Genomic DNA, 19593 nt, shown 5'->3' with positions numbered 1-19593 from the left:
TCGCCGTGGCTTCGGTCGCCGTCGCGAGCGAGTCCCGCCGCAACTCCGTCATGCTTGTGCGAAGCTTGACTCGAAAACACGGAAAATCACCGCACGACTACGGTGTTTGACGACGAATGCCGCGTCGTTGCTGGACAAGTCAAAACTTTTCCACAAAATATTCATGTCGCGTCTAAATTGATTCGTGTGCGTTGCGTCCCCCGCGTCCGTGTTTTCTCCTGACGGGCTGGTTCATGACACATCGCCAAGAATTTGCTCGCGAAGAGTTCGTTCGCGACGCGGCCGGCAGCCGCCAAATCGCGGCACGCTGGTGCGCTCTCGCCGAGCAGCGCCTGCAACATCTCTCCGAGATGTTTGAGACCGGCCGCTGGCGCCGCTATCATTCCGAGATCGCCTTCCTCGAAAACATCCAGGAAGCCAAGCGCGCCGTCCAGACTTGGCGCGCCCTTGCGACGGGGGCGGACGTCGCCGAGGCGGCTGCGAGCGTGACGCCGGCATTCGGTTGGTCGCCGGCGACGATGCCTCGCATGGCGCCGCGCGAGCAGCAGGCGCAAACGATGCAGCCCAAGGCCGTTCACATCGCTCCCGAGACCGTCATGCCGGTGAGGCTCGATCCGAAGCCCGACGTGCTCGCGGAGATCACCGAAGCCCCGATCGCGCCGCTTGCTATGCCCGTAGCTTGGCCGTCGTTCACCGCGCCTGCCGAGATGCCGCCGCTGAGGGCACCCGCTGCGAAGGCACCGTTCACTGCGCCTGCCGAGAGATCGCCGCTCGCGGAGCCGGCCGCAACACGGCCATTCGCCGCGCCGGAAGTGAGGCCGCCGGTGCCTGCCGCGAAGCCGCCGAAGACCGCGCCTGCAGCAATGGCGGCGCTCCTGCCGCAGTTCGCCCCGCCCGCCGAGGAAATCGTCGCCGCCCCCGAGCGCGTCGTCGAATTCACTTTCAGCCTCGACGGCCTGGAAGCGAAGTACCCGCTGCTGCGGAACGCCTTCTAGCGCCGCACCGCATTGCCGCCGACCACCAGCTGCGCAAAACGTTGTGCGCCGTCGGCGGATAGATCCGACGTCACCGCGCGGGCGTGATCGAGGCCGACCACGGCGCCGCGCGGCGTCTCGGAGATCATGTTGTTGTTGACGAGCGCGGTGCCGGCGCCCGGCAGCACGGAGACGCCGACGCCGGCCAGCGCCTTGCGGATCACGTTGCCCGTGATCGCGACGTCGCGCAGATATCTGCCCCAGCCGGCGACGATGCCGTAGGACGGTGCGTTCTCGATCACGTTGCCGGTCACCGAAGAATCCGCCTCGATGTAGATGCCGACGCCGGCATCATCGTCGGGCGCGGTGCCGATCGGCCGCTTCGGGATCAGGTTGCGGATGATGTTGCCCTGGACCACCGCGATGCGGCCGCCCTCGTTGAAATTGCAGACCGAGACGCCGACGGCCGCGCCGTCCACGATGTTGTTGGCGATCACCGCGGCCTCGAACGCGAACTCGGAATAGAGCGCGACCTCGCGCACGTCGCTGACGCTGTTGCCACTGATGTGGATGTTCGAAGCCGAGTTGCCGCGCACCGCCGAATAGTCGCAATTCCTGATACGGTTGCCGCGCACGATCACGTTGCTGGCGCGAAAGGCGTTAATGGCATTGCCGAACTGGCCCGAGCCGCCGGGGCCGGCCTTGATGTTCTCGATGCGGTTGTCGGCGACCAGCGTGCCGTCATCGCCGATCGCGGTGCGCAGGATCTCGATCCCGTTGTCGTTGGTGCCGAGAATCGTGTTGCGGCAGACGCTGAGGCCCCTGGCGTCGAACGACACGACCGCTGTCACCGCGATGTCGGTGAGGATATTGCCGGAAATGTCGCCCGCGACCTGCTCGAGCCAGATGCCGCTGCCGCCCGAGCTCGTGATAGCGCATTCGCTGATGCGCACGTCGCGCCCGCCGAGGGCGTGGATCAGGCCGCGCCGTGTCGGCAGCGGGATGCCGCCGCCGTCGAAGGTGATGCCGGTGAGGCCGATCGCATCGGAGCCGTCGCTCTGGATCGCCGAGGCGCCGCCGGTGAAGACGAGCTTGGTCGCGCCGCGCACGCCAATCAGCTGCGCGCCGTTTGGCAGCCGCAACAGACCGGTCCGGTACACGCCGGGTGGCAAGGCGAGCGGCAATTGCGCCCGCGCGGCATCGTCGATGGCACGCTGCAGCGCGCGGGTCTGGTCCTCGCTGCTGCCGGGCCGCACACCATATTGCGTGGCATCGCGGCCGAGCAGCGACGTCAGCGGCGCGGCGCGCGCGGCATCGGCCGGCATGGCCAGCGCACCGGCAATGCCCGCGGTCGAAGCCCCGATGAGATGACGGCGATTGAGGTTCATGACGCGTCCTCCGGCGGACGCGGGAGGTGTCCGCAGCGGTTTCGTAGCGCAGCAGGGCGAGGACCGTGAGGATTGTTCGCGGTAGGGTTAAATGTTTACGCAAAAGACGGTGCGTAGAGTGGGTTAGCCGTAGGCGCAACCCACCATGTCACCGCGAGTGTGGAACCGTTGATGGAGATGAGGTGGATTACGCTTCGCTAATCCACCCTACGAAGCGCGCGCCTTGCGCGCCAACTGCACCATCTCCATCAGCATCGCTTCCCCCGCATCCACCAGCTCCTCGAGCGTGATGCGGGCTGCGCCCTTGCGGCGCACGCCGCCGCTGCGCGCGAGCAGGGGAATGTGGATGAACGCCGCAAGCCTGGGTCCGCCCGCCTTCACGCGCTCGATCGCGCGCCAGCTTAAGTAGTTGCAGAGATAGGCGCCGGCGTCGCGCGAGGGGCGGGCGTCGATGCCGGTGAGGCGCGCGGCGCGCAGCAGCCTTGCGGTGTGCGGGCCGAACATCATCGCGTCGGCATGACCGGCGATACCGCGCTTGGTCGAGTGGGTGTTGGCGGCGTCGGGCCAGAGCATGGTGACGGCGTTGCGCGCCCGCGTCTCGATGCGCAGGTAAGGCGTGCGGGCGGCGAGGCCGAACATCAGCAGCGCGTCGGGCTTTTGCGCAGCGAGCACGTCGGGCAATTGCCGGTCGACCGCGGCATAGGTGACCGGGAAGATGTGGCTCGAGAGCACGACATCGTCGAGCGCGGGCCGGCGCAATTGCGCCAGCCGCGCCACCAGCGGCTGGGTCGGATTATGGGGCGCACCGGGAAACGGACCGAAGCCGGTGAGGAGAATGCGGAGCTTGTCGCTCATTGCAGCAACTCCAGCATCTGCTCGGCGGCGAGCGCCGGCGTAAGATGGCCATCGGCGACCTCGGCCTCGATCTTTCGGACCTTGCTCCGCACCGAGGCCTCGCTGCGCAGCCGCGCCAGCATGCGCTGCTCCAGCATCGACCACATCCACTTCACCTGCTGCTCGCGCCGCCGCGCGGCGAAATCGCCGGAGGCGTTCATCGCCTTGCGGTGATCCAGAACCTTCTGCCAGATCTTTGCGATGCCGTCGCCGGTCAGCGCCGAATAGGTCTCTACCGGCGGATGCCAATGCTCGGACCGCGGCGCCAGAATATGCAGCGCGCCGCGATAATCGGCCGCGGTGATCTTGGCGCGCTTCAAATTGTCGCCGTCGGCCTTGTTAATCGCGATCATGTCGGCGAGCTCGACCAGGCCCTTTTTGATGCCCTGCAGCTCGTCGCCGCCGCCCGGCAGCATCAGGGCAAGGAAGAAGTCGGTCATGTCGCAGACGGCGGTCTCGGACTGACCGATGCCGACCGTTTCCACCAGCACGACGCCGAAGCCGGCGGCCTCGCACAGCAGCATCGCCTCGCGCGTCTTCGCCGCGACACCGCCGAGCGTGCCCGAGGACGGCGAGGGACGGATGAAGGCTGCATCGGAAGCTGACAGCCGCGCCATCCGCGTTTTGTCACCGAGGATCGAGCCGCCGCTGCGCGCCGAGGACGGATCGACCGCGAGCACCGCGACCTTGTGGCCCTGCTCGATCAGATACGTACCCAGCGCATCGATCGTGGTCGACTTGCCGACGCCCGGCGATCCCGTGATGCCGACGCGAAACGCCTTGCCGGTGTCCGGCAGCAGCATCTGTACCAGCTCCCGCGCCAGCGCCTGATGGTCGGCGCGCCGGCTCTCCACCAGCGTGATCGCCCGGGCGAGGGCCGCACGACTGCCGGCGCGAAGGTCACGGGCGAGGGATTTGATGTCGGTGGATTTGGGACTGGTCATCGTTGCTTATGGGCGTGCGAGTCCACGTCAACTGGACGGTCGCATGCGCCCTTCGACGAAAGATTTCATTGGAAAGAGATGATCTTGAACGATCGCCCATACAATCCCAACATCCGTTGCATGATAGGCGTGGCGCAAACGATTCCCGAAATTCACCATTGCTTGCCAATCTATGCTCGACGCATCTTTCTTCATCTCGTCGGGCAACCGCCGTGCGGCCTCGCAAATGACTTCCAAATAGCGTTCAGTGGCCATACGGCTGGTCTTGTCGGCGGTGAAGCGCGCGAAGTCATAGCCCGCAAGCAACGCCTCGATCTCGACAATGGCTTCGAGAATGTCTCGCAACCGGTCCTCGACGGTGGGCCGCATTCAGAACACCTCGACCAAATCGTCGGCGATGCGTTCCGCCATGCGGGGCTTTAGTAAGTTTCGCATCGATATTTGAGTTTCGAGGCCGATGTGATCCTCGATCAGTTTCACAGCCTTGAAGTAATCGAAACGTGGCTCTTCCCCATGCGCAGTCGTCTCTACCAAAACATCGAGGTCGCTGTCGGGGCGCGCGTCGCCGCGCGCTCGGGACCCAAACACGGACAGGTGATTGATGCCCGCAGCCCTCAAGGCGGGAGCAAGCTCTCGGAGCTTCCCGACAATCGTCTGGAGTGGAATTTCTGCGACCTCAGTCATGGCCGGACATTAGCACAGGGCGAGGGCCCGGCCCAGCGATAGCGGGCCTGCTCGGCCTGCACCGGCGGGGCAGGCGAGGGCCGCCCGTTCGATATCACCGGGTCGTAGCCGCGGCGGTCTGCGGCTGTTTCACCTTGCGCCAGATCCACACCATGACCGGCCAGAGCAGCGCGCCGATCGCCATCGCGGCGAGGATGGCCGCGACCGGACGCTCGAAGAACGGCAAGATGCTGCCGTCCGACTTGATCAGCGAGGTGACGAAGGCCTGCTCCACCATGGTGCCCATGACGATGCCGAGCACCATGGCGGCGACGGGATAGCCGTTCGTCTCCATGACATAGCCGATCACGCCGAAGGCGGCGACGGTGACGACGCCGAACATGTTGTTGCCGATCGCGAACGAGCCAACCGCGCAGCACAGCATGATGATCGGCATGATCGCCGAGCGCGGTGCCAGCAGGATGTAGGTGGCGACGCGGATCATCGCGATGCCGAGCGGGATCATCAAGATATTCGCGATGATGAACATCAGGTAGATCGCATACATGCTCGACGCCTTCTCGGTGAACAGCGTCGGGCCGGGATTGAGGCCCTTCATGTAGAGCACGCCGATCGCGATCGCGGCGATGGTGTCGCCGGGGATGCCGAACAGCAGCGAAGGCACCCAGCCGGAGGCGATGCTGGCATTGTTGCTGGCGCCGGCCTCGACCAGGCCCTCGACATGGCCGGTGCCGAACTTTTCCGGCTCCTTGGAGAAACGCTTCGACATCGCATAGGAGACCCAGGCGGCCATGTCGGCGCCGGCGCCGGGCAGCACGCCGATGATGATGCCGACGATGTTCCCGCGCGTCATCTGCCAGCGATAGAGCTTGGTCAGCTTCCATTGGCCGGCCATGATGCTTCCGAATTTGCGCCGCGGCAGCGGCGGCGGTTCGGGCGTCAGCATCGCGCGCATCACCTGCGCCACCGCGAACACGCCAACGAGGGCCGGGATCGGCTCGATGCCGCCGAACAGGTCCGTAAGCCCAAAGGTGAAGCGCGGGATGCCGCCGGGATTCTCGATGCCGATGCAGGCGACGAGCAGGCCGATGAACATGCCAACGATCGCCTTCACGGGCGAGGAACGCGCCACCAAGGTGGCGCACATCAGGCCGAGCAGCGCCAACCAGAAATATTCGAAGGTCGAGAACGACAGCGCGATTTCGGCCAGCGGCGGCGCCAGGATCATCAGCGACAGCACGCCGGCGATGCCGCCGACCGCGGAGAACCAGACGCCGGCCCCTAGCGCGAGCTCGGCCTGGCCCTTGCGCGTCATGGCGTAGGCTTCATCCGCGTAAGCCGCGGATGCGGGCGTGCCCGGAATACGCAGCAGCGCGCCGGGAATATCGCCGGAGAAGATCGCCATCGAGGAGGCCGCGACGATGGTCGCGATCGCCGCGATCGGTGACAGATAGAAGGTGACGGGGACGAGCAGGGCGGTCGCCATCGTCGCCGACAGGCCCGGCAGCGAGCCGATCACCAGCCCGTACACGGAGGCTGCGAACATGGAGATGATGACCTCCCAGGTGGAGATCAGCGCGAACGCATCAATCAGGGTCTTCAACATCGATCACCAAGGCGTCGGCAGCAGGCCAACCGGCAGCGGCACGCGGAGCAGCTTGCCGAAGATGAGATGAATGGCGAACGGCGAGAGCACCGCGAGCGGCAGCGCCAGCTTCCATTTCGCCCCGAGCGCGGTCGAGGTCACGTAGACCATGATCGCCGCGGTGATGACGAATCCGAGCCGGTCGGCGGCAAGAACGTAGAACAGCAGCAGCGCCGGCGGCAGCAGCGCGCGCAGGCCGTAGAGCTTGCCCTGCGGTGGCGGGGCAGCCGCCTGGCCGTCCTCGAACGGGACCAGCTCTTCCTCCTCCTCGAAGGAGCGCCCGATGCCGAACACGATCGCGAGCCCGCACAGTGCAAGGCCGCAGCCGATCACCAGCGGAAATACATTGGGGCCGACCGGCTGCCCCGGCACCGGCGGCAGAATGTAGCCGCCGTAGGCGGCAGCCGCGCCGAGCGCGACGAGAAACGATCCCGTGACGGAGTCGGGAAGACGCATAGGGGAGTCCTACAGGAGGTGCGCTCCCTCTCCCCGCTTGCGGGGAGAGGGTTGGGGTGAGGGGAAGTCTCCGCGGGGGAGGTGAGAGATGGACTCGCGGAGAGTTCCTCGCACCCCGATCACGGCGTCGCAGGTGCGGATCACGCCTTGCTCAGGCCCGCGGCCTTCATCGCCTGGCCCATCTGGGCGTCGCCCTTGTCCATGAAGCCCGCGAAATGGGCCGCATCGCCCCACACGGTGCCGAAGCCGCGATTGCTCATGAAGTCCTTGAACTCGGCGGAGTCGTAGACCTTCTTCAGCGCCGCCGTGAGCTTGGTTGCGATCTCCGGCGGCAGATTTTTCGGCCCGGCAATGCCGCGCCAGGCGCCGGTTGCGTAGTCGATGCCCATGGCCTCCTTCAGCGTCGGCACGTCCTTGAACACCGGATTGCGCGCGGGCGCCATGATGGCAAGGCTCCTGGCCTTGCCGGCCTCGATGATGGCGCGCGCTTCCGGCACCGAGCAGGTGGTGAGGTCGACACCGCCGGCCGCGAGATCCTGCATTGCGGGTGCCGCGCCGTTCGACGGCACCCAGGCGACCTGGTTGGCGGGCAGGCCCATCGCCTGCATCCAGCCGACCAGCGCCAGATGCCAGATGCCGCCCTGGCCGGTGCCGGAAGCCTTGAACTTCCCCGGAGGCGCCGCCTTGATCGCGTCGGCGAGCTCCTTGACCGTCTTGTAGGGCGAGGAGGAGGAGACCTGGATGCCGGGCGGATCCTCGTTCATCAGCGCCAGCGGCGTGTAGCTCTTCGGCGTCAGGTCGGTGAGACCCTGCCAGTGCATCATTGAGATTTCGACGGTCAGCATGCCGATGGTGTAGCCGTCGGGCTGCGCGGTCGCGATCGCACTATGGCCGACCACGCCGGAGCCGCCGGTGCGGTTGACCACGTTGAAGGGCTGGCCGAGGTCCTTCTCCAGCAGCGCTGCGACAATGCGCGCAGTGGCATCGGTGCCGCCGCCGGCGCCCCAGGGCACGATCACGGTGACAGGCCGCGCCGGATAGGCTTGTGCGAGCGCGGGCTTGAAGCCGAAAGCGGCGGAGGCCGCGATAGCGGCGGTGGAAGCCGCAAAGCTGCGGCGCGAAATCTTGGACATTTAATGCCTCCCAGCGGCGCCCGTGATGTCGGGCGCTCTTGTCAACTCCGGCATTCTAGTCGGCTTTACGTCGCCGCCGCAAGGTAGCGCTACCAACTGGAATCGCCATGTTGTGTGAAAGCAGACGGGCCCGTCGAATGGGCGGTCGGAAATCGGGTGGGTTTTGTCCGCGCGCCTAGCCAACCTCTGCGCGCAACGAAAACAAAGGCAAGCCACCGATGACCCAAGCCTATTACAGCGCCGTGCTGGACCACCCGCTCGACGACGTCTGGTCCCTGATCCGCGATTTCAACAACTACCCCGCCTATATCGACGGCGTGAGCGAGAGCGAGATCGAAGACAACAGGCGCGGCGATGAAGTCGGCGCCGTCAGGCGCTTCTGCTATCTCGGAAACTGGATCCGCCAGCGCCTGGTCGATCACTCGGACCTGCAGCACAGCCTGACCTATGCCGGTCTCGAAGCGATACCCTATCCGCAAGACGACGCTAGCCCGAGTCCGGCGCCGACGCGCTACCAAGGCACCATGCATCTGCGTCCGATCATCGAGGGCAACCGAACCTTCATCGAATGGTCGGTTGCGCTCGAAACTGAACCTGCGGACGCCGAGCGCTGGAAAGCGCTGTTTGCCTCCTGGATTCCCGATTGGACGGATTCCCTCGCGCGGACATTGGCCCGGACCCGTTTGCGATCCCGTTAGCCTCAGCTCACGGCTCGTCCGCGTCGCCCTTGGGCCGCGCGCCGCCGAAGATGCGGGCGCCCTCCGATGTGAGGTAAGGCTTCAGCGTCTCCCACGGCACGAAAGCGACATACTCGCCCTCAGCGTAGGGGCCGACGGCATAGGGCGGATAGCGGAAGTTGAGGCCGGAACTCCTGCCGGCCTCGGTGGAGGGCGCGAGCGTCACCGCGCCGATCTTGAGGAGGCGCGGCTCCACGGACTTGAACCACTCGTCGGTCGCGGTCTCTCCGGCGCCGCGCTTCTTCTTCTCGTCCGTCAGCGAAGCGATGATGGCCTTCACCATCGCCTTCATGGTGGGGCCGCCATCGGCGGTCTCGGTGAAGAATGGACGGATCGAGATGCGCTTGTTGGCGGCCTTGTCCCACAGGATCGTGTTCACGTCCGAATTAGGATGGGCGCCGCGTGTGTTCATGTAGTCGTTGCGCAGGACGCTGACATAGCGGTCGGTAGCCACGGAGCGGATTTCATATTTGCGCTCGAACTCCCAGCCGCCCTCCTTGAAGAACTGCGGGTCCGCTTTGCGCGCGGCAGCGGCTTCCGCGGCATTCTTGTCGAGCCACTTCTTGCCCTCCGCGAGGCAGTCCGCCGCCAGCGCCGCATCCGCCTTGATCCTGTCGCCGAGGAAGACGCGCGCTTCGATGCTCTTGGTCTTGACGATCGCATCGGGTTTGGGATCGGCGGCGTGGGCGGAAAACGCACATGTTGCGCTCAGCGCCAGGGCGACGCTCAAACCGGCGATGAACTTCAAGGTTAGTGCTCCTGCGTGAGCGTCAGAATATTTCGACAATATCGTCTGCGATCCGCTCCGCAAAGCGGGGAGAGATGGAGCGGCGAACAGTTGCCTGTGCTTGCAAGCCAGTCGCATCCTCGATGATGTGCTCGACATCGATCAAGTTGAGCAGGGAAAACGAGGTGTCCGGCTCGATCTCGACGAGCACGTCGATATCGCTATCAGGCCGATAATCGTTGCCGGCTCGCGAGCCGAAGATGGCAAGCTTTGCTACGCCCTTGCCTCGGATGGCATCCGCGTTCTTGCGTATCGCAGCGACGATTTCGTCACGCGTCATGGACACACCTGGCCGTCACACGGCCAGTCTATCATCTACTCCGCCGCCTCGCTATGCCCCAGCCGGGCGTTCAGCTTGCGGATCAGCTCCTCGGCGGCGTCCGCGATCACCGTGCCGGGCGGGAAGATCGCCTCGGCGCCGGCGGCATAGAGCGCATCGTAATCCTGCGGCGGCACCACGCCGCCGACGATGATCATGATGTCGTCGCGGCCCTGCTTCTTCAGTGCGGCTTTCAGCTCCGGCACAGCGGTCAGATGGGCGGCGGCCAGCGAGGAGACGCCGAGAATGTGCACGTCATTCTCGACCGCCTGCCGCGCGGCTTCGTCGGCGGTGGCAAACAGCGGCCCGATGTCGACGTCGAAGCCGATATCGGCGAACGCCGAGGCGATCACCTTCTGGCCGCGGTCATGGCCGTCCTGGCCGATCTTGGCGACCAGGATGCGCGGGCGGCGGCCCTCAGCCTCCTCGAAGGCGTCGATCAGCGCCTGAACCTTCTCGACCTGGGTGCCCATGCTGGACGCCTCCCGCTTGTACACGCCGGTGATGGATTTGATCTCGGCGCGGTGCCGGCCGAACACTTTCTCCATTGCGTCAGAAATTTCGCCAACGGTCGCCTTGGCGCGGGCCGCATCGATCGCGAGCGCCAGCAGATTGCCGTTGCCTTCGCCGGCCGAGCGCGTCAGCGCGGCGAGGGCGGCATCGACCTCCTGCTGGTTGCGCTCGGCTTTCAGCCGCTTGAGCTTGTCGATCTGAAGCCGGCGGACATTGGTGTTGTCGACCTTCAGGATCTCGATTTTGTCCTCGTCGGTCGGCTTGTACTTGTTGACGCCGATCACCGCCTGCTTGCCGGCGTCGATCCGCGCCTGCGTTTTGGCTGAGGCCTCCTCGATGCGCAGCTTTGGCACGCCGGCCTCGATCGCCTTCGCCATGCCGCCGAGTTCCTCGACCTCCTGGATGTGGCCCCAGGCCTTGGCGGCGAGGTCGCGCGTGAGCCGCTCGACATAATACGAGCCGCCCCAGGGATCGATGATGCGGGTGGTGCCGCTCTCCTGCTGCAGGAACAGCTGGGTGTTGCGGGCGATGCGGGCCGAGAAATCGGTCGGCAGCGCCAGTGCTTCGTCGAGCGCGTTGGTGTGCAGCGATTGGGTATGGCCTTGGGTGGCCGCCATCGCCTCGACCGTGGTGCGCATCACGTTGTTGAAGACGTCCTGCGCGGTCAGCGACCAGCCCGAGGTCTGGCTGTGCGTGCGCAGCGACAGTGAGCGCGGGTCTTTCGGGTTGAACGGCTTGAGCAGCTTGGCCCAAAGCAGGCGCGCCGCGCGCAGCTTGGCAACCTCCATGAAGAAGTTCATGCCGATCGCCCAGAAGAACGACAGCCGCGGCGCGAAGCGGTCGACGTCGAGCCCTGCGGCAAGGCCGGCGCGTAAGTATTCGACGCCGTCAGCCAGCGTATAGGCGAGCTCGAGATCCTGCGTCGCGCCGGCCTCCTGCATGTGATAGCCGGAGATCGAGATCGAATTGTACTTCGGCATCTTTTGAGAGGTGTAGGCGAAGATGTCCGAGATGATCCGCATCGAGGGCGCCGGCGGATAGATGTAGGTGTTGCGCACCATGAACTCTTTCAGAATGTCGTTCTGAATGGTGCCCGACAGCTTCTCCGGCGGCACGCCCTGTTCCTCGGCGGCGGCGACATAGAGCGCGAGGATCGGCAGCACCGCGCCGTTCATGGTCATGGACACGCTCATCTGGTCGAGCGGAATCCCTGCAAACAGCGTGCGCATGTCGTAGATGGAATCGATGGCAACGCCGGCCATGCCGACATCGCCGCCGACGCGCGGATGATCCGAGTCATAGCCGCGATGGGTGGCAAGATCGAATGCGACCGAGAGGCCCTTTTGCCCCGCCGCGAGATTGCGGCGATAGAACGCGTTGGAATCCTCCGCCGTGGAGAAGCCGGCATATTGCCTGACCGTCCAGGGCTGGTTGACATACATGGTCGGGTAGGGGCCGCGCAGGTACGGCGCGATGCCCGGATAGGTCTCGAGGAAATCGAGCCCGGTCAGATCAGCCTCGCCATAAGCGGGCTTCACCAGGATGCCCTCCGGCGTCAGCCACGGCTCGGCGCTGCCGGCAGGGGTGGCAGTTGCAGCTCGCTCGAAAGCGACCTCGGCGAAATTGGGAATGCGGGTCATTCCTTGGAATCCTCAAACCTGCGATTGCGCTCGATCAGCTTTTGCACATTCTTCTTGTAAACGGGATCGTCCAGGCGGCTCTGAGTCATGCGGCCAGTCCCGTCCCAGAGCAGCCATGCGAGCAGCTTTTCAGTCTTCCATTCTGCCAGACCGAGCAACGTTTGTCCGAGCAGCTGAAACATGGATCGCCTCAATCATGATCCGGATGCTGATGGCTGACGATGGTCGCCATCTTCTCCGGTCCGTAATTCTGCTGTGTGGTCTGGCTCGGCAAATTGGCGATGCCGACGACCCAGCCGAGGCGGGATTCGATGCCGAACTGACGCGTCGGCACGACCCGGTCAGGGCGATCGAAGGTACCGGTCATGATCTCGATGCGATCGCCGTCGATGCGGCCGAAGCTCAGCGGCGTGCCGCAGGCGGCGCAATAGCCGCGATCGGCGATCGAGGAGGAGCGGAAGAACGACGGCTTGCCCTTGGTCCAGGCGAAATCGGTCTTGTTGATGTCGGCCAAAGAGGCGAACGGCGCGCCGCTCGCCTTCTGGCACATCCGGCAGTGGCAGATCGAAATCCTGGTCGGCGCCGTCATGACCGCAAATCGCACGGCGCCGCATTGGCAGCCGCCGGTGAGAACGGGTTTGCTGGTGTCGGTCATCGCTGTTCCATCCGTCGGTAGGCGTCCTGCAGTGCCGCAAGCGCATCGCCTCCGGCGAAGACAAAGCCCGTGACGCCGGCGGCTCGCAGCGCCGCCTCGGCCTCGGCCGGCCGGCCCGCCAGGTAGATATGTCGCCCGCCGGCCAATTGCAGGGCCTTTGCCGCGGCTTCGGCGTGTTCCGCATAGACCTTGTCGCTGGAACACAGACAGGCCAGCTCGGTGCCGGAGGCCTTGAAGGCCGCGGCCAGCTTGGCCGGATCGGCAAAGCCCTCGCTGTCGATGGCCTCAATGCCGCCCGCCTCGAAGAAGCTCTTCGCGAACGTCGCGCGCGCGGTGAAATCGGCGGGCGTGCCGAGATTGGCCAGGAACACCTTTGGCCGTGCGCCCCGCGCCTTCAAACTCGCGTCGGATTTGTCGCGCAGCGCCTCGAACGGTTCCGCGAGACGGATCGGAGGCAGCGCCTCAAACTTGTAGGTCTGTTCGCCGTAGGGTGGAAGCGCGATCGGCGCTGCCTTCAGGACAGTGGCTTCGCTCTCGTGCAGGTTCGGAAACTCGCTGGCGCCGGTCAGTATGTCCCGGCGCTTCGCGATATTGGCCTCGCGCGCCTTGCGCGTGGCCGCGACCTTGCTTTGGAACACACCCTGCTGAAGCGCCGCGAACGCGCCACCGGCGCTCTCGCTCTCCTGGAACAGGGCCCACGCGGCATCGCACAGCTGCGCCGTCAGCGTCTCGATGCCGCCAGCCCCCGCCGCGGGATCGCTGACCTTGGCGAGGTTGCATTCTTCCAGCAGCAGAAGCTGCGTGTTACGCGCCACGCGCCGCGCGAACGGATCGGGCAGGCCGAGCGCCAGCGTATGCGGCAGCACGGTGATGGCGTTGGCACCGGCCAGTCCCGCGGCAAACGCCGCCATGGTCGCGCGCAGCATGTTCACGTAGGGATCGCGTTGCGTCAGCATGCGCCAGGCGGTATCGGCCGCGATGAACAGCGGTTTCGGCGTCAGCCCGCAAGCGGTCTCGATGCGCGCCCATAGCAGCCGCAGGGCGCGGAACTTGGCCATGGTCAGGAATTGGTCGGCATCGGCGGCGAGCCGCGCATAGACCATGTCCTGCGCGGCTTTCAGCGGAATGCCCGCGCCTTCGATCGCGCGCAGGTAAGCGACGCCGCAGGCAAGCACGAAAGCGAGCTCCTGCACCTCCGAGCCGCCGGCATCATGGATCACGCGGCCGTCGGCGGAGGCGAACGGCCTCCTGAAGCCGAGCCCGGCGAGTCCCTTGATGGCGCCCGTAATCGCGGGGGCAATTTCGTCCCAGGTATAGGGGCTGTGGCCCCACACCGCGCCCGCCGCGAGCGGATCGAGCCCGAAGCGGATGTTGCAGGTGCCGGGATCGAGGCCGTTGCTCTTCACATATTCCGCGACATGGATCGCGGCCATCCGCGATTGCGGTCCGATCTCGAGCTCGATGCCGATGCCGGCGTCGAGGTGAATGTCTTTCAGGATCTTTGCCACCGCCTCGGCCGACGGTTCCAGGCCGAAACCGCGCGCGCCATTGGCGCCGGCGAACACCAGCGCGAGCCCGGTCGCACCGTTCTCCAGATCCTGCAGTGCCTGCGCATTCGCGATCCCCGCATCGGGATGGTCGATCCGCTGCACGACCTGCCACGGTGCGGCCGGCGGCCGGCCCATCACCGGCGCAACGCCCTTCGCGCGCGGATAGAGCGGTTCGATCTTGATGCCGTCATAGGTCTTGCCGACCAGCTTCTCGAACGGCGCGCCCTTCAGCACGCCGTCGACCAGCTTGCGCCAGTCCTCAGGCGTGGCCTTGGGAAAATCCGCCGCCAGCGGCAGGTCGTCAGTCACGGAGGTCATGCGGCGCGGGGCTCCCGAACGTCTTGTTATTCGCAGGCGAAATTGCCATGGCGGACCGTTCCTGCAAACGGTTGTTTTTGGTTAACCGGTATCCGGAAGCCGCTCAATGCCTTGCGCCGAGACGCTGGCGAGCCCGTCACGCACACGAATGCCCGAGATCACGCGGTCAGATGCGATTTCGGCCAGCGGCACCAGCACGAAGGCGCGCTCGAACAGGCGCGGATGCGGCAGCGTCAGGTCGGGCTTCTGCAAGGAGACGTCGTCATAGGCGATCATGTCGAGATCGAGCGTGCGCGGGCCCCAGCGCCGCCCTTTGGTTCGCGCGCGGCCGAACTTCTGCTCGACTTTCTGCAGCACGAACAATAGCGCATGCGGATCGAGGCTGGTCTCGATCTCGATGCAGGCATTGATGAAGGGATCCTGGTCCTCGTCGCCCCAGGGCGGGGTCGTATAGTCGGACGAGCGCGCGATCAGCGCCGCCTGTGCCATGCCGCAGATATGAGCGATCGCCTTCTTGAACGTCGCGCGGACATCGCCGACATTGCCGCCGAGTGCGATCAGCACGCTCGCCATGCTAGGGATGCCGCGAGCGCGTCAGCACGATGCCGACATCGTCGAAGATCGCGGCGATCGGCGCGTGCGGCTTGTGCACGGTGACCTTCACGGCGCGGATGCGCGGAAAGTGCGACAGGATGGCATCGGCCACCGCGCCGGCCGCGCGCTCCAGGAGTTTGTAATTGGTGTTCTTGAACGCCGCCGTCGTCGTCGCCACGACATCGGCGTAGGACACCGTGTCCGCGAGCCGGTCGCTGCGCGCAGGCTCGGACAGGTCGGTATAGAGCTCGAGATCGATGACGAAACGCTGGCCGACCTCGGTTTCGTGATCCATCACGCCGTGGCGGGCATGGATCGACAGGCCGGTGACGAAGATCGTGTCGGTCATTGCTTGCTCTCGATGGCCTGCGCCACCCGCAGGGCCTGCAGGGTTTCGGCGACGTCGTGGGTCCGGATGATCTTGGCGCCGCGCTGCGCGGCGATCAGATGCGCGGCGATCGAGCCGGCGAGCCGCTCCGATGGTTCCGACGGCGACACCGAGGCGATGAAGCGTTTTCGCGAGGCGCCGACCAGGATCGGCAGGCCGAACATGTCGAGCTCGCGCAAGCGCGCGAGCGCGGTCATGCTCTGCTCGGCCGTCTTGCCGAAGCCGATCCCGGGATCGAGCACGATCTTGTCGCGCGCAATGCCGGCTTTTGCGGCAAGATCCAGTGAGCGCAGGAAGAATGTCTTGATATCAGCGACGATGTCGATGGCGGGATCGACGCTGTCGCGGTTGTGCATGACGATGACGGGCACGCCCCTCGCGGCGATCAGCGGCGCCATGGCGGTGTCGTTTTGCAGGCCCCACACGTCGTTGGCGATCCCCGCGCCCTGGTCGAGCGCGAAGGCCACCACCTCCGCCTTCATGCTGTCGATCGAGACGGGCACACCGAGCGCCACGACGTCCGATAACACTGGCTTCAGCCGCGCGAGCTCTTCCGCCGCCGTGACCGGCCGGGCGCCCTTGTAGGGCCGGGTGGATTCGGCGCCGATATCGATGATGTCGACGCCGGCGGCGACCATCGCCCGCGCCCGCTCCAGCGCGCGCGCTGGCGCGATGAACTCGCCGCCGTCGGAGAAGGAATCCGGGGTGATGTTGAGCACGCCCATCACCGCAGGAAGCCGCCGGCCCACGAGCGTCCGCAGTGCGCCGATCCCGGCCGAGCCGGCCGGCGGGACGGAAGGGGAGGGCGAGGCATTCATGCGCGTGGCATTGCGCTGTCGGGCAGGGGGAGTCAAGACGGGATTGGGGCCATTCGCGGCCATTCCGATGCGTGCAGACGGCCGAGAGGATGCGATGTTCTTGCTCACCCTCCGTCAATTGCGAGCGCAGCGAAGCAATCCAGACTGGCACCGCGGCAAGATTCTGGATTGCTTCGCTGCGCTCGCAATGACGATCTGGGAGCAGTGGTACCCCAACCTCTCCAGCTTGGTCCGCAGCGCTAATACGTAATCTTCGGCGGCAGCTTCTTGGCCTTGGCGATGATGTCGCCGACCGACTTCTCGGAAGGCAGGACGCGGACCAGCTTCTTCTTCTCGTTGGCCTCGCGCATGCTCTGCGCCAACCTTGCCGGATTTCGATAGGCGAGCTCCCGCACCGTCGTGACGCCGGCGGCGCGGACGAGCCCGACCTTGGCCCTGCCCATGCCGGGGATGCGCATGTAGTCGGAGACGTTGGCCCATTCCAGCAATTGCTGCTCGCTGATGCCGGTCTTGGCCGAAAGCGCCTTGCGGCCCTTCACGGTGGACGCCGCCTCGAGCAGCGCGTCGGTGGTGCGGATTCCTTGCGCCTTCAACTTGTTGGCGGCAAAGGCCGGCAGGCCCTCAATCTCGGAAATCGGATATGTCATGATGCTCGATATGAAAAGCGTCGCTCAGGCGAACTGGCTGAGGCCCGGCGTCCCCGCGATGATCTTGCCCATCTGATCCGCTCCGATTTTGTCTCGCCCGTAGCGGAAAAGTTCACGGGCGACGTTTTGAATCTCGGACATGCCGAGCCCCAGGCCCATCAGGCGGGTGCCGACGGCCATCAAGCCGCCGCCCATCAGCCGCGACAGACCGCCACCGCTCTTGGAGGCTTCGATCGCAGCTTCCGCTCCGGGGATCTGGTCGATCAGGGCCTGCACACTGTCGGAAGGGCCCTCGTTGCGAAGGAAGGCCAGGACAATGCCGACGGTCTTTTCAGCGACAGCACCATCTATGCTGGCGTTTGTCGCCAGCCGTCCGATCAGCTCGTCCATAAGACCCCGCCCCTCAGCCGGTTTGCATGCCGGAATATTGCTTTCGAAAATGATCTTGAGCCGGTGTGACGTGAAATACAAGCGATGAACGCAGGCGCCGTCGCGAACGCGCGAAAAGTGTTGCCGCCGTGCAAGAGCCTAGAACGAATCGGCAAAAAATTGCCGCTATGCGAACGCCCCATTCCGACTTTCGGCCGATGTTGTCCGTCTGTTTCCGACAATGTCGCATGCGCAGGAGCCGCTGAACCGATTTAATCGGCGCACGAGATGCGTTAAACTGCGGAATTGGTGCATTGGGGTTTCGCGACGCGAAACTCGGCAGAAAGATCAGAGAGAATAATGACCGCACAGGACAGCAAGCTCGGCGATACCGACGACAAGATCTTCGTCGGCAAGGGAGACGAGCAGGCTTGGCTGACGCTTGCGCTGGCCAATCGCCACGGCCTCGTCACGGGTGCAACGGGAACCGGCAAGACCGTGTCGCTGCAAGTGATGGCGGAAGGATTTGCGCGCGCCGGTGTTCCGGTCTTCGCGGCCGACATCAAGGGCGACCTCTCCGGCATCTCGGAAGTCGGCGAGGCCAAAGACTTCATCCTCAAGCGCGCCGGCGAAATGGGTCTCAAGTTTCAGCCGGACCAGTTCTCGACCGTGTTCTGGGACGTGTTCGGCGAGCAGGGCCACCCGGTGCGCGCGACCGTCACCGAAATGGGGCCGCTATTGCTGGCGCGGATGCTCGACCTGAACGAGGTGCAGGAAGGGGTTCTCAACGTCGCATTCCGCGTCGCGGACGAGAACGGCCTGCCATTGTTGGACATGAAGGATCTGCGATCGCTGTTGGATGCGATCGTGCCCGCCAGCGGCAAGAAGGGACCGGATGCTGAGGAAGATCCGTTAGCCGAGATCCGGAAGGCCGCGCAGAGCTTCGGTAATGTGAGCAAGGCGACGGTTGGAACCATTCAACGCCAGCTGCTGGTGCTGGAAAACCAGGGCGGAACGAAATTCTTCGGTGAGCCTGCACTGGAGCTGAAGGATTTCATGAAGACCGATAGCGACGGTCGCGGCATCGTCAACATCCTGGTTGCCGACAAGCTGATGGAGAGCCCCAGGCTTTACGCTACCTTTCTGTTGTGGTTGCTGTCGGAGTTGTTTGAGGAATTGCCGGAAGCCGGCGACCTGCCGAAGCCAAAACTGGTGTTCTTTTTCGACGAGGCGCATCTGCTGTTCAACGATGCGCCGAAGGCGTTGATGGACAAGATCGAGCAGGTGGTTCGTCTGATCCGCTCCAAGGGCGTCGGTGTCTATTTCGTCACCCAGAATCCGATCGACGTGCCGGACAAGGTGTTGGCCCAATTGGGCGGTCGCGTGCAGCATGCGCTGCGCGCCTTCACGCCGCGCGACCAGAAGGCGGTCGCCGCTGCGGCGCAGACCTTCCGGCCCAACCCGAAGCTCGACACCGCCAAGGTGATCACGGAGCTCGGCAAGGGCGAGGCGCTGGTGTCCTTCCTCGAGGGCAACGGCACGCCTTCGATGGTGGAGCGGGTGATGATCCGGCCGCCGACGGCGCGGATCGGGCCGATCACGCCCGAGGAGCGCAAGGCGATCATGAGCAGGAGCCCGGTGAAGGGCAAATACGATACCGCGGTGGATCGTGAGTCCGCCAATGAGATGCTGCAGAAGCGCGTAGCCGGCACGGCTGCGCCTGCCGACGCACAAGATGGTGGAGCCGGCGCAGGCGGCGGCGTTCTCGGCCAGATCGGCTCGATCGTCGGCACCATCTTCGGCACCAACGTCAAGCGAGGTCGTCTGTCGACCGGCCAGGTCATTGCCCGCGACGTGACGCGATCGGTCACCAACCAGGTGATCGGCGGGATGGCCGCCAATATCGGCAAGTCGCTCGGCGGCCAGCTCGGCGGCTCGATCGGCCGTACGCTGGTCCGCGGCGCGCTCGGCGGATTGCTACGGCGTTAGGCAGAGCGCCCGGTTTGAGGCAGTCGTCGTATGCGGTGAAGCTCTAGAACGTTGACCGTCGCCTGATATCTGCTCGTCCGAGCTACCACGGCGCACAAATTCAGGTGAAGGGCTCTGCAAGCCTTCGCCGGTCTGCTAGGTCCTGTGTCGT

22 protein-coding genes are annotated in these 19593 nt (G+C 65.2%); 3 read left to right on the top strand and 19 right to left on the bottom strand.

The annotated features are described in order from the left end of the window. Positions 1-233 precede the first annotated feature (233 nt). Positions 234-995 carry a TIGR03809 family protein gene (locus I6F24_RS01780; protein WP_050995884.1) on the top strand — a complete coding sequence of 254 codons (762 nt, stop codon included), beginning with the start codon at positions 234-236 and terminating at the stop codon, positions 993-995. On the opposite strand, the gene I6F24_RS01775 is transcribed toward I6F24_RS01780, so the two are convergent. The 8 genes from I6F24_RS01775 to I6F24_RS01740 all read right to left on the bottom strand — a co-directional run bounded on the left by I6F24_RS01775 (position 992) and on the right by I6F24_RS01740 (position 8118). Next, the gene (locus I6F24_RS01775; protein WP_225149881.1) at positions 992-2362 is read right to left on the bottom strand and encodes a TIGR03808 family TAT-translocated repetitive protein; all 1371 of its coding nucleotides are present in this window, start codon (positions 2360-2362) and stop codon (positions 992-994) included. The genes I6F24_RS01780 and I6F24_RS01775 overlap by 4 nt on opposite strands. A 207-nt stretch (positions 2363-2569) precedes the next feature. Further along, positions 2570-3217 (bottom strand): pyroglutamyl-peptidase I, encoded by a 648-nt coding sequence (locus I6F24_RS01770; RefSeq protein ID WP_225149880.1) that lies wholly within the window; start codon positions 3215-3217, stop codon positions 2570-2572. After that, positions 3214-4200: a methylmalonyl Co-A mutase-associated GTPase MeaB gene (gene meaB / locus I6F24_RS01765; protein WP_225149879.1), complete on the bottom strand. Its 987-nt coding sequence runs from the start codon at positions 4198-4200 to the stop codon at positions 3214-3216. Before meaB ends, I6F24_RS01770 begins: the two co-directional genes overlap by 4 nt. A gap of 27 nt (positions 4201-4227) precedes the next feature. Then, positions 4228-4569 (bottom strand): DUF86 domain-containing protein, encoded by a 342-nt coding sequence (locus I6F24_RS01760; RefSeq protein WP_074447491.1) that lies wholly within the window; start codon positions 4567-4569, stop codon positions 4228-4230. Beyond that, positions 4570-4884 (bottom strand): nucleotidyltransferase domain-containing protein, encoded by a 315-nt coding sequence (locus I6F24_RS01755; RefSeq protein ID WP_036023146.1) that lies wholly within the window; start codon positions 4882-4884, stop codon positions 4570-4572. A gap of 94 nt (positions 4885-4978) precedes the next feature. Beyond that, a complete protein-coding gene (locus I6F24_RS01750; protein WP_225149878.1) occupies positions 4979-6490 on the bottom strand; it encodes a tripartite tricarboxylate transporter permease in 1512 nt (503 codons plus the stop codon). 3 nt (positions 6491-6493) lie between these two features. Continuing rightward, positions 6494-6985: a tripartite tricarboxylate transporter TctB family protein gene (locus I6F24_RS01745; protein ID WP_074447490.1), complete on the bottom strand. Its 492-nt coding sequence runs from the start codon at positions 6983-6985 to the stop codon at positions 6494-6496. Between the two features lie 140 nt (positions 6986-7125). After that, a complete protein-coding gene (locus I6F24_RS01740) occupies positions 7126-8118 on the bottom strand; it encodes a tripartite tricarboxylate transporter substrate binding protein (RefSeq protein ID WP_225139504.1) in 993 nt (330 codons plus the stop codon). A 218-nt stretch (positions 8119-8336) separates the two neighbouring features. On the opposite strand from I6F24_RS01740, the gene I6F24_RS01735 reads away from it, so the two are divergent. Next, the gene (locus tag I6F24_RS01735; protein ID WP_128262638.1) at positions 8337-8816 is read left to right on the top strand and encodes an SRPBCC family protein; all 480 of its coding nucleotides are present in this window, start codon (positions 8337-8339) and stop codon (positions 8814-8816) included. 7 nt (positions 8817-8823) lie between these two features. Here I6F24_RS01735 and I6F24_RS01730 read toward each other — a convergent pair whose 3' ends face one another. The 11 genes from I6F24_RS01730 to I6F24_RS01680 all read right to left on the bottom strand — a co-directional run bounded on the left by I6F24_RS01730 (position 8824) and on the right by I6F24_RS01680 (position 17474). Further along, positions 8824-9603 carry a DUF3298 and DUF4163 domain-containing protein gene (locus tag I6F24_RS01730; protein WP_225149877.1) on the bottom strand — a complete coding sequence of 260 codons (780 nt, stop codon included), beginning with the start codon at positions 9601-9603 and terminating at the stop codon, positions 8824-8826. Between the two features lie 22 nt (positions 9604-9625). Beyond that, the gene (locus I6F24_RS01725) at positions 9626-9922 is read right to left on the bottom strand and encodes a nucleotidyltransferase domain-containing protein (RefSeq protein ID WP_109144401.1); all 297 of its coding nucleotides are present in this window, start codon (positions 9920-9922) and stop codon (positions 9626-9628) included. 35 nt (positions 9923-9957) lie between these two features. Then, a complete protein-coding gene (scpA, locus tag I6F24_RS01720) occupies positions 9958-12114 on the bottom strand; it encodes a methylmalonyl-CoA mutase (protein WP_225149876.1) in 2157 nt (718 codons plus the stop codon). Then, positions 12111-12296 carry a hypothetical protein gene (locus I6F24_RS01715; RefSeq protein WP_225149875.1) on the bottom strand — a complete coding sequence of 62 codons (186 nt, stop codon included), beginning with the start codon at positions 12294-12296 and terminating at the stop codon, positions 12111-12113. Before I6F24_RS01715 ends, scpA begins: the two co-directional genes overlap by 4 nt. Positions 12297-12304: 8 nt before the next feature. Then, positions 12305-12769: a GFA family protein gene (locus tag I6F24_RS01710; RefSeq protein ID WP_057027174.1), complete on the bottom strand. Its 465-nt coding sequence runs from the start codon at positions 12767-12769 to the stop codon at positions 12305-12307. Continuing rightward, on the bottom strand, positions 12766-14637 hold the full coding sequence (locus I6F24_RS01705) for a methylmalonyl-CoA mutase family protein (RefSeq protein WP_225149874.1): 1872 nt from the start codon (positions 14635-14637) through the stop codon (positions 12766-12768). Before I6F24_RS01705 ends, I6F24_RS01710 begins: the two co-directional genes overlap by 4 nt. A gap of 81 nt (positions 14638-14718) precedes the next feature. Further along, positions 14719-15210: a 2-amino-4-hydroxy-6-hydroxymethyldihydropteridine diphosphokinase gene (folK, locus tag I6F24_RS01700; protein ID WP_036023159.1), complete on the bottom strand. Its 492-nt coding sequence runs from the start codon at positions 15208-15210 to the stop codon at positions 14719-14721. 1 nt (position 15211) lies between these two features. Next, positions 15212-15580 (bottom strand): dihydroneopterin aldolase, encoded by a 369-nt coding sequence (gene folB, locus I6F24_RS01695; protein ID WP_036005989.1) that lies wholly within the window; start codon positions 15578-15580, stop codon positions 15212-15214. Then, positions 15577-16437 (bottom strand): dihydropteroate synthase, encoded by an 861-nt coding sequence (folP, locus tag I6F24_RS01690; protein ID WP_036023162.1) that lies wholly within the window; start codon positions 16435-16437, stop codon positions 15577-15579. The genes folB and folP overlap by 4 nt, the downstream gene beginning before the upstream one ends. 239 nt (positions 16438-16676) lie before the next feature. Next, positions 16677-17084: a DUF4332 domain-containing protein gene (locus tag I6F24_RS01685; protein ID WP_036005985.1), complete on the bottom strand. Its 408-nt coding sequence runs from the start codon at positions 17082-17084 to the stop codon at positions 16677-16679. A 24-nt stretch (positions 17085-17108) separates the two neighbouring features. Continuing rightward, positions 17109-17474: a hypothetical protein gene (locus tag I6F24_RS01680; RefSeq protein ID WP_036005983.1), complete on the bottom strand. Its 366-nt coding sequence runs from the start codon at positions 17472-17474 to the stop codon at positions 17109-17111. A 339-nt stretch (positions 17475-17813) separates the two neighbouring features. Between I6F24_RS01680 and I6F24_RS01675 the strand changes: the two genes are divergently transcribed. After that, positions 17814-19442 (top strand): helicase HerA-like domain-containing protein, encoded by a 1629-nt coding sequence (locus tag I6F24_RS01675; protein WP_074447487.1) that lies wholly within the window; start codon positions 17814-17816, stop codon positions 19440-19442. Positions 19443-19593 lie beyond the last annotated feature (151 nt).

This window comes from Bradyrhizobium sp. BRP23 (assembly GCF_020194135.1).
In the GTDB taxonomy this organism is placed as follows: Bacteria; Pseudomonadota; Alphaproteobacteria; order Rhizobiales; family Xanthobacteraceae; genus Bradyrhizobium; species Bradyrhizobium yuanmingense.
The sequence above is the reverse complement of the archived record's forward strand: the minus strand, read 5'-3'. Positions and strand labels throughout refer to the sequence as shown.

What these genes read in the sequence shown, in the direction of transcription:
- I6F24_RS01780 (WP_050995884.1), top strand. Translation starts at nt 234, where the DNA reads ATGACACATCGCCAAGAATTTGCTCGCGAAGAGTTCGTTCGCGACGCG.
- I6F24_RS01775 (WP_225149881.1), bottom strand. Translation starts at nt 2,362, where the DNA reads ATGAACCTCAATCGCCGTCATCTCATCGGGGCTTCGACCGCGGGCATT.
- I6F24_RS01770 (WP_225149880.1), bottom strand. Translation starts at nt 3,217, where the DNA reads ATGAGCGACAAGCTCCGCATTCTCCTCACCGGCTTCGGTCCGTTTCCC.
- meaB (WP_225149879.1), bottom strand. Translation starts at nt 4,200, where the DNA reads ATGACCAGTCCCAAATCCACCGACATCAAATCCCTCGCCCGTGACCTT.
- I6F24_RS01760 (WP_074447491.1), bottom strand. Translation starts at nt 4,569, where the DNA reads ATGCGGCCCACCGTCGAGGACCGGTTGCGAGACATTCTCGAAGCCATT.
- I6F24_RS01755 (WP_036023146.1), bottom strand. Translation starts at nt 4,884, where the DNA reads ATGACTGAGGTCGCAGAAATTCCACTCCAGACGATTGTCGGGAAGCTC.
- I6F24_RS01750 (WP_225149878.1), bottom strand. Translation starts at nt 6,490, where the DNA reads ATGTTGAAGACCCTGATTGATGCGTTCGCGCTGATCTCCACCTGGGAG.
- I6F24_RS01745 (WP_074447490.1), bottom strand. Translation starts at nt 6,985, where the DNA reads ATGCGTCTTCCCGACTCCGTCACGGGATCGTTTCTCGTCGCGCTCGGC.
- I6F24_RS01740 (WP_225139504.1), bottom strand. Translation starts at nt 8,118, where the DNA reads ATGTCCAAGATTTCGCGCCGCAGCTTTGCGGCTTCCACCGCCGCTATC.
- I6F24_RS01735 (WP_128262638.1), top strand. Translation starts at nt 8,337, where the DNA reads ATGACCCAAGCCTATTACAGCGCCGTGCTGGACCACCCGCTCGACGAC.
- I6F24_RS01725 (WP_109144401.1), bottom strand. Translation starts at nt 9,922, where the DNA reads ATGACGCGTGACGAAATCGTCGCTGCGATACGCAAGAACGCGGATGCC.
- scpA (WP_225149876.1), bottom strand. Translation starts at nt 12,114, where the DNA reads ATGACCCGCATTCCCAATTTCGCCGAGGTCGCTTTCGAGCGAGCTGCA.
- I6F24_RS01715 (WP_225149875.1), bottom strand. Translation starts at nt 12,296, where the DNA reads ATGTTTCAGCTGCTCGGACAAACGTTGCTCGGTCTGGCAGAATGGAAG.
- I6F24_RS01710 (WP_057027174.1), bottom strand. Translation starts at nt 12,769, where the DNA reads ATGACCGACACCAGCAAACCCGTTCTCACCGGCGGCTGCCAATGCGGC.
- I6F24_RS01705 (WP_225149874.1), bottom strand. Translation starts at nt 14,637, where the DNA reads ATGACCTCCGTGACTGACGACCTGCCGCTGGCGGCGGATTTTCCCAAG.
- folK (WP_036023159.1), bottom strand. Translation starts at nt 15,210, where the DNA reads ATGGCGAGCGTGCTGATCGCACTCGGCGGCAATGTCGGCGATGTCCGC.
- folB (WP_036005989.1), bottom strand. Translation starts at nt 15,580, where the DNA reads ATGACCGACACGATCTTCGTCACCGGCCTGTCGATCCATGCCCGCCAC.
- folP (WP_036023162.1), bottom strand. Translation starts at nt 16,437, where the DNA reads ATGAATGCCTCGCCCTCCCCTTCCGTCCCGCCGGCCGGCTCGGCCGGG.
- I6F24_RS01685 (WP_036005985.1), bottom strand. Translation starts at nt 17,084, where the DNA reads ATGACATATCCGATTTCCGAGATTGAGGGCCTGCCGGCCTTTGCCGCC.
- I6F24_RS01680 (WP_036005983.1), bottom strand. Translation starts at nt 17,474, where the DNA reads ATGGACGAGCTGATCGGACGGCTGGCGACAAACGCCAGCATAGATGGT.
- I6F24_RS01675 (WP_074447487.1), top strand. Translation starts at nt 17,814, where the DNA reads ATGACCGCACAGGACAGCAAGCTCGGCGATACCGACGACAAGATCTTC.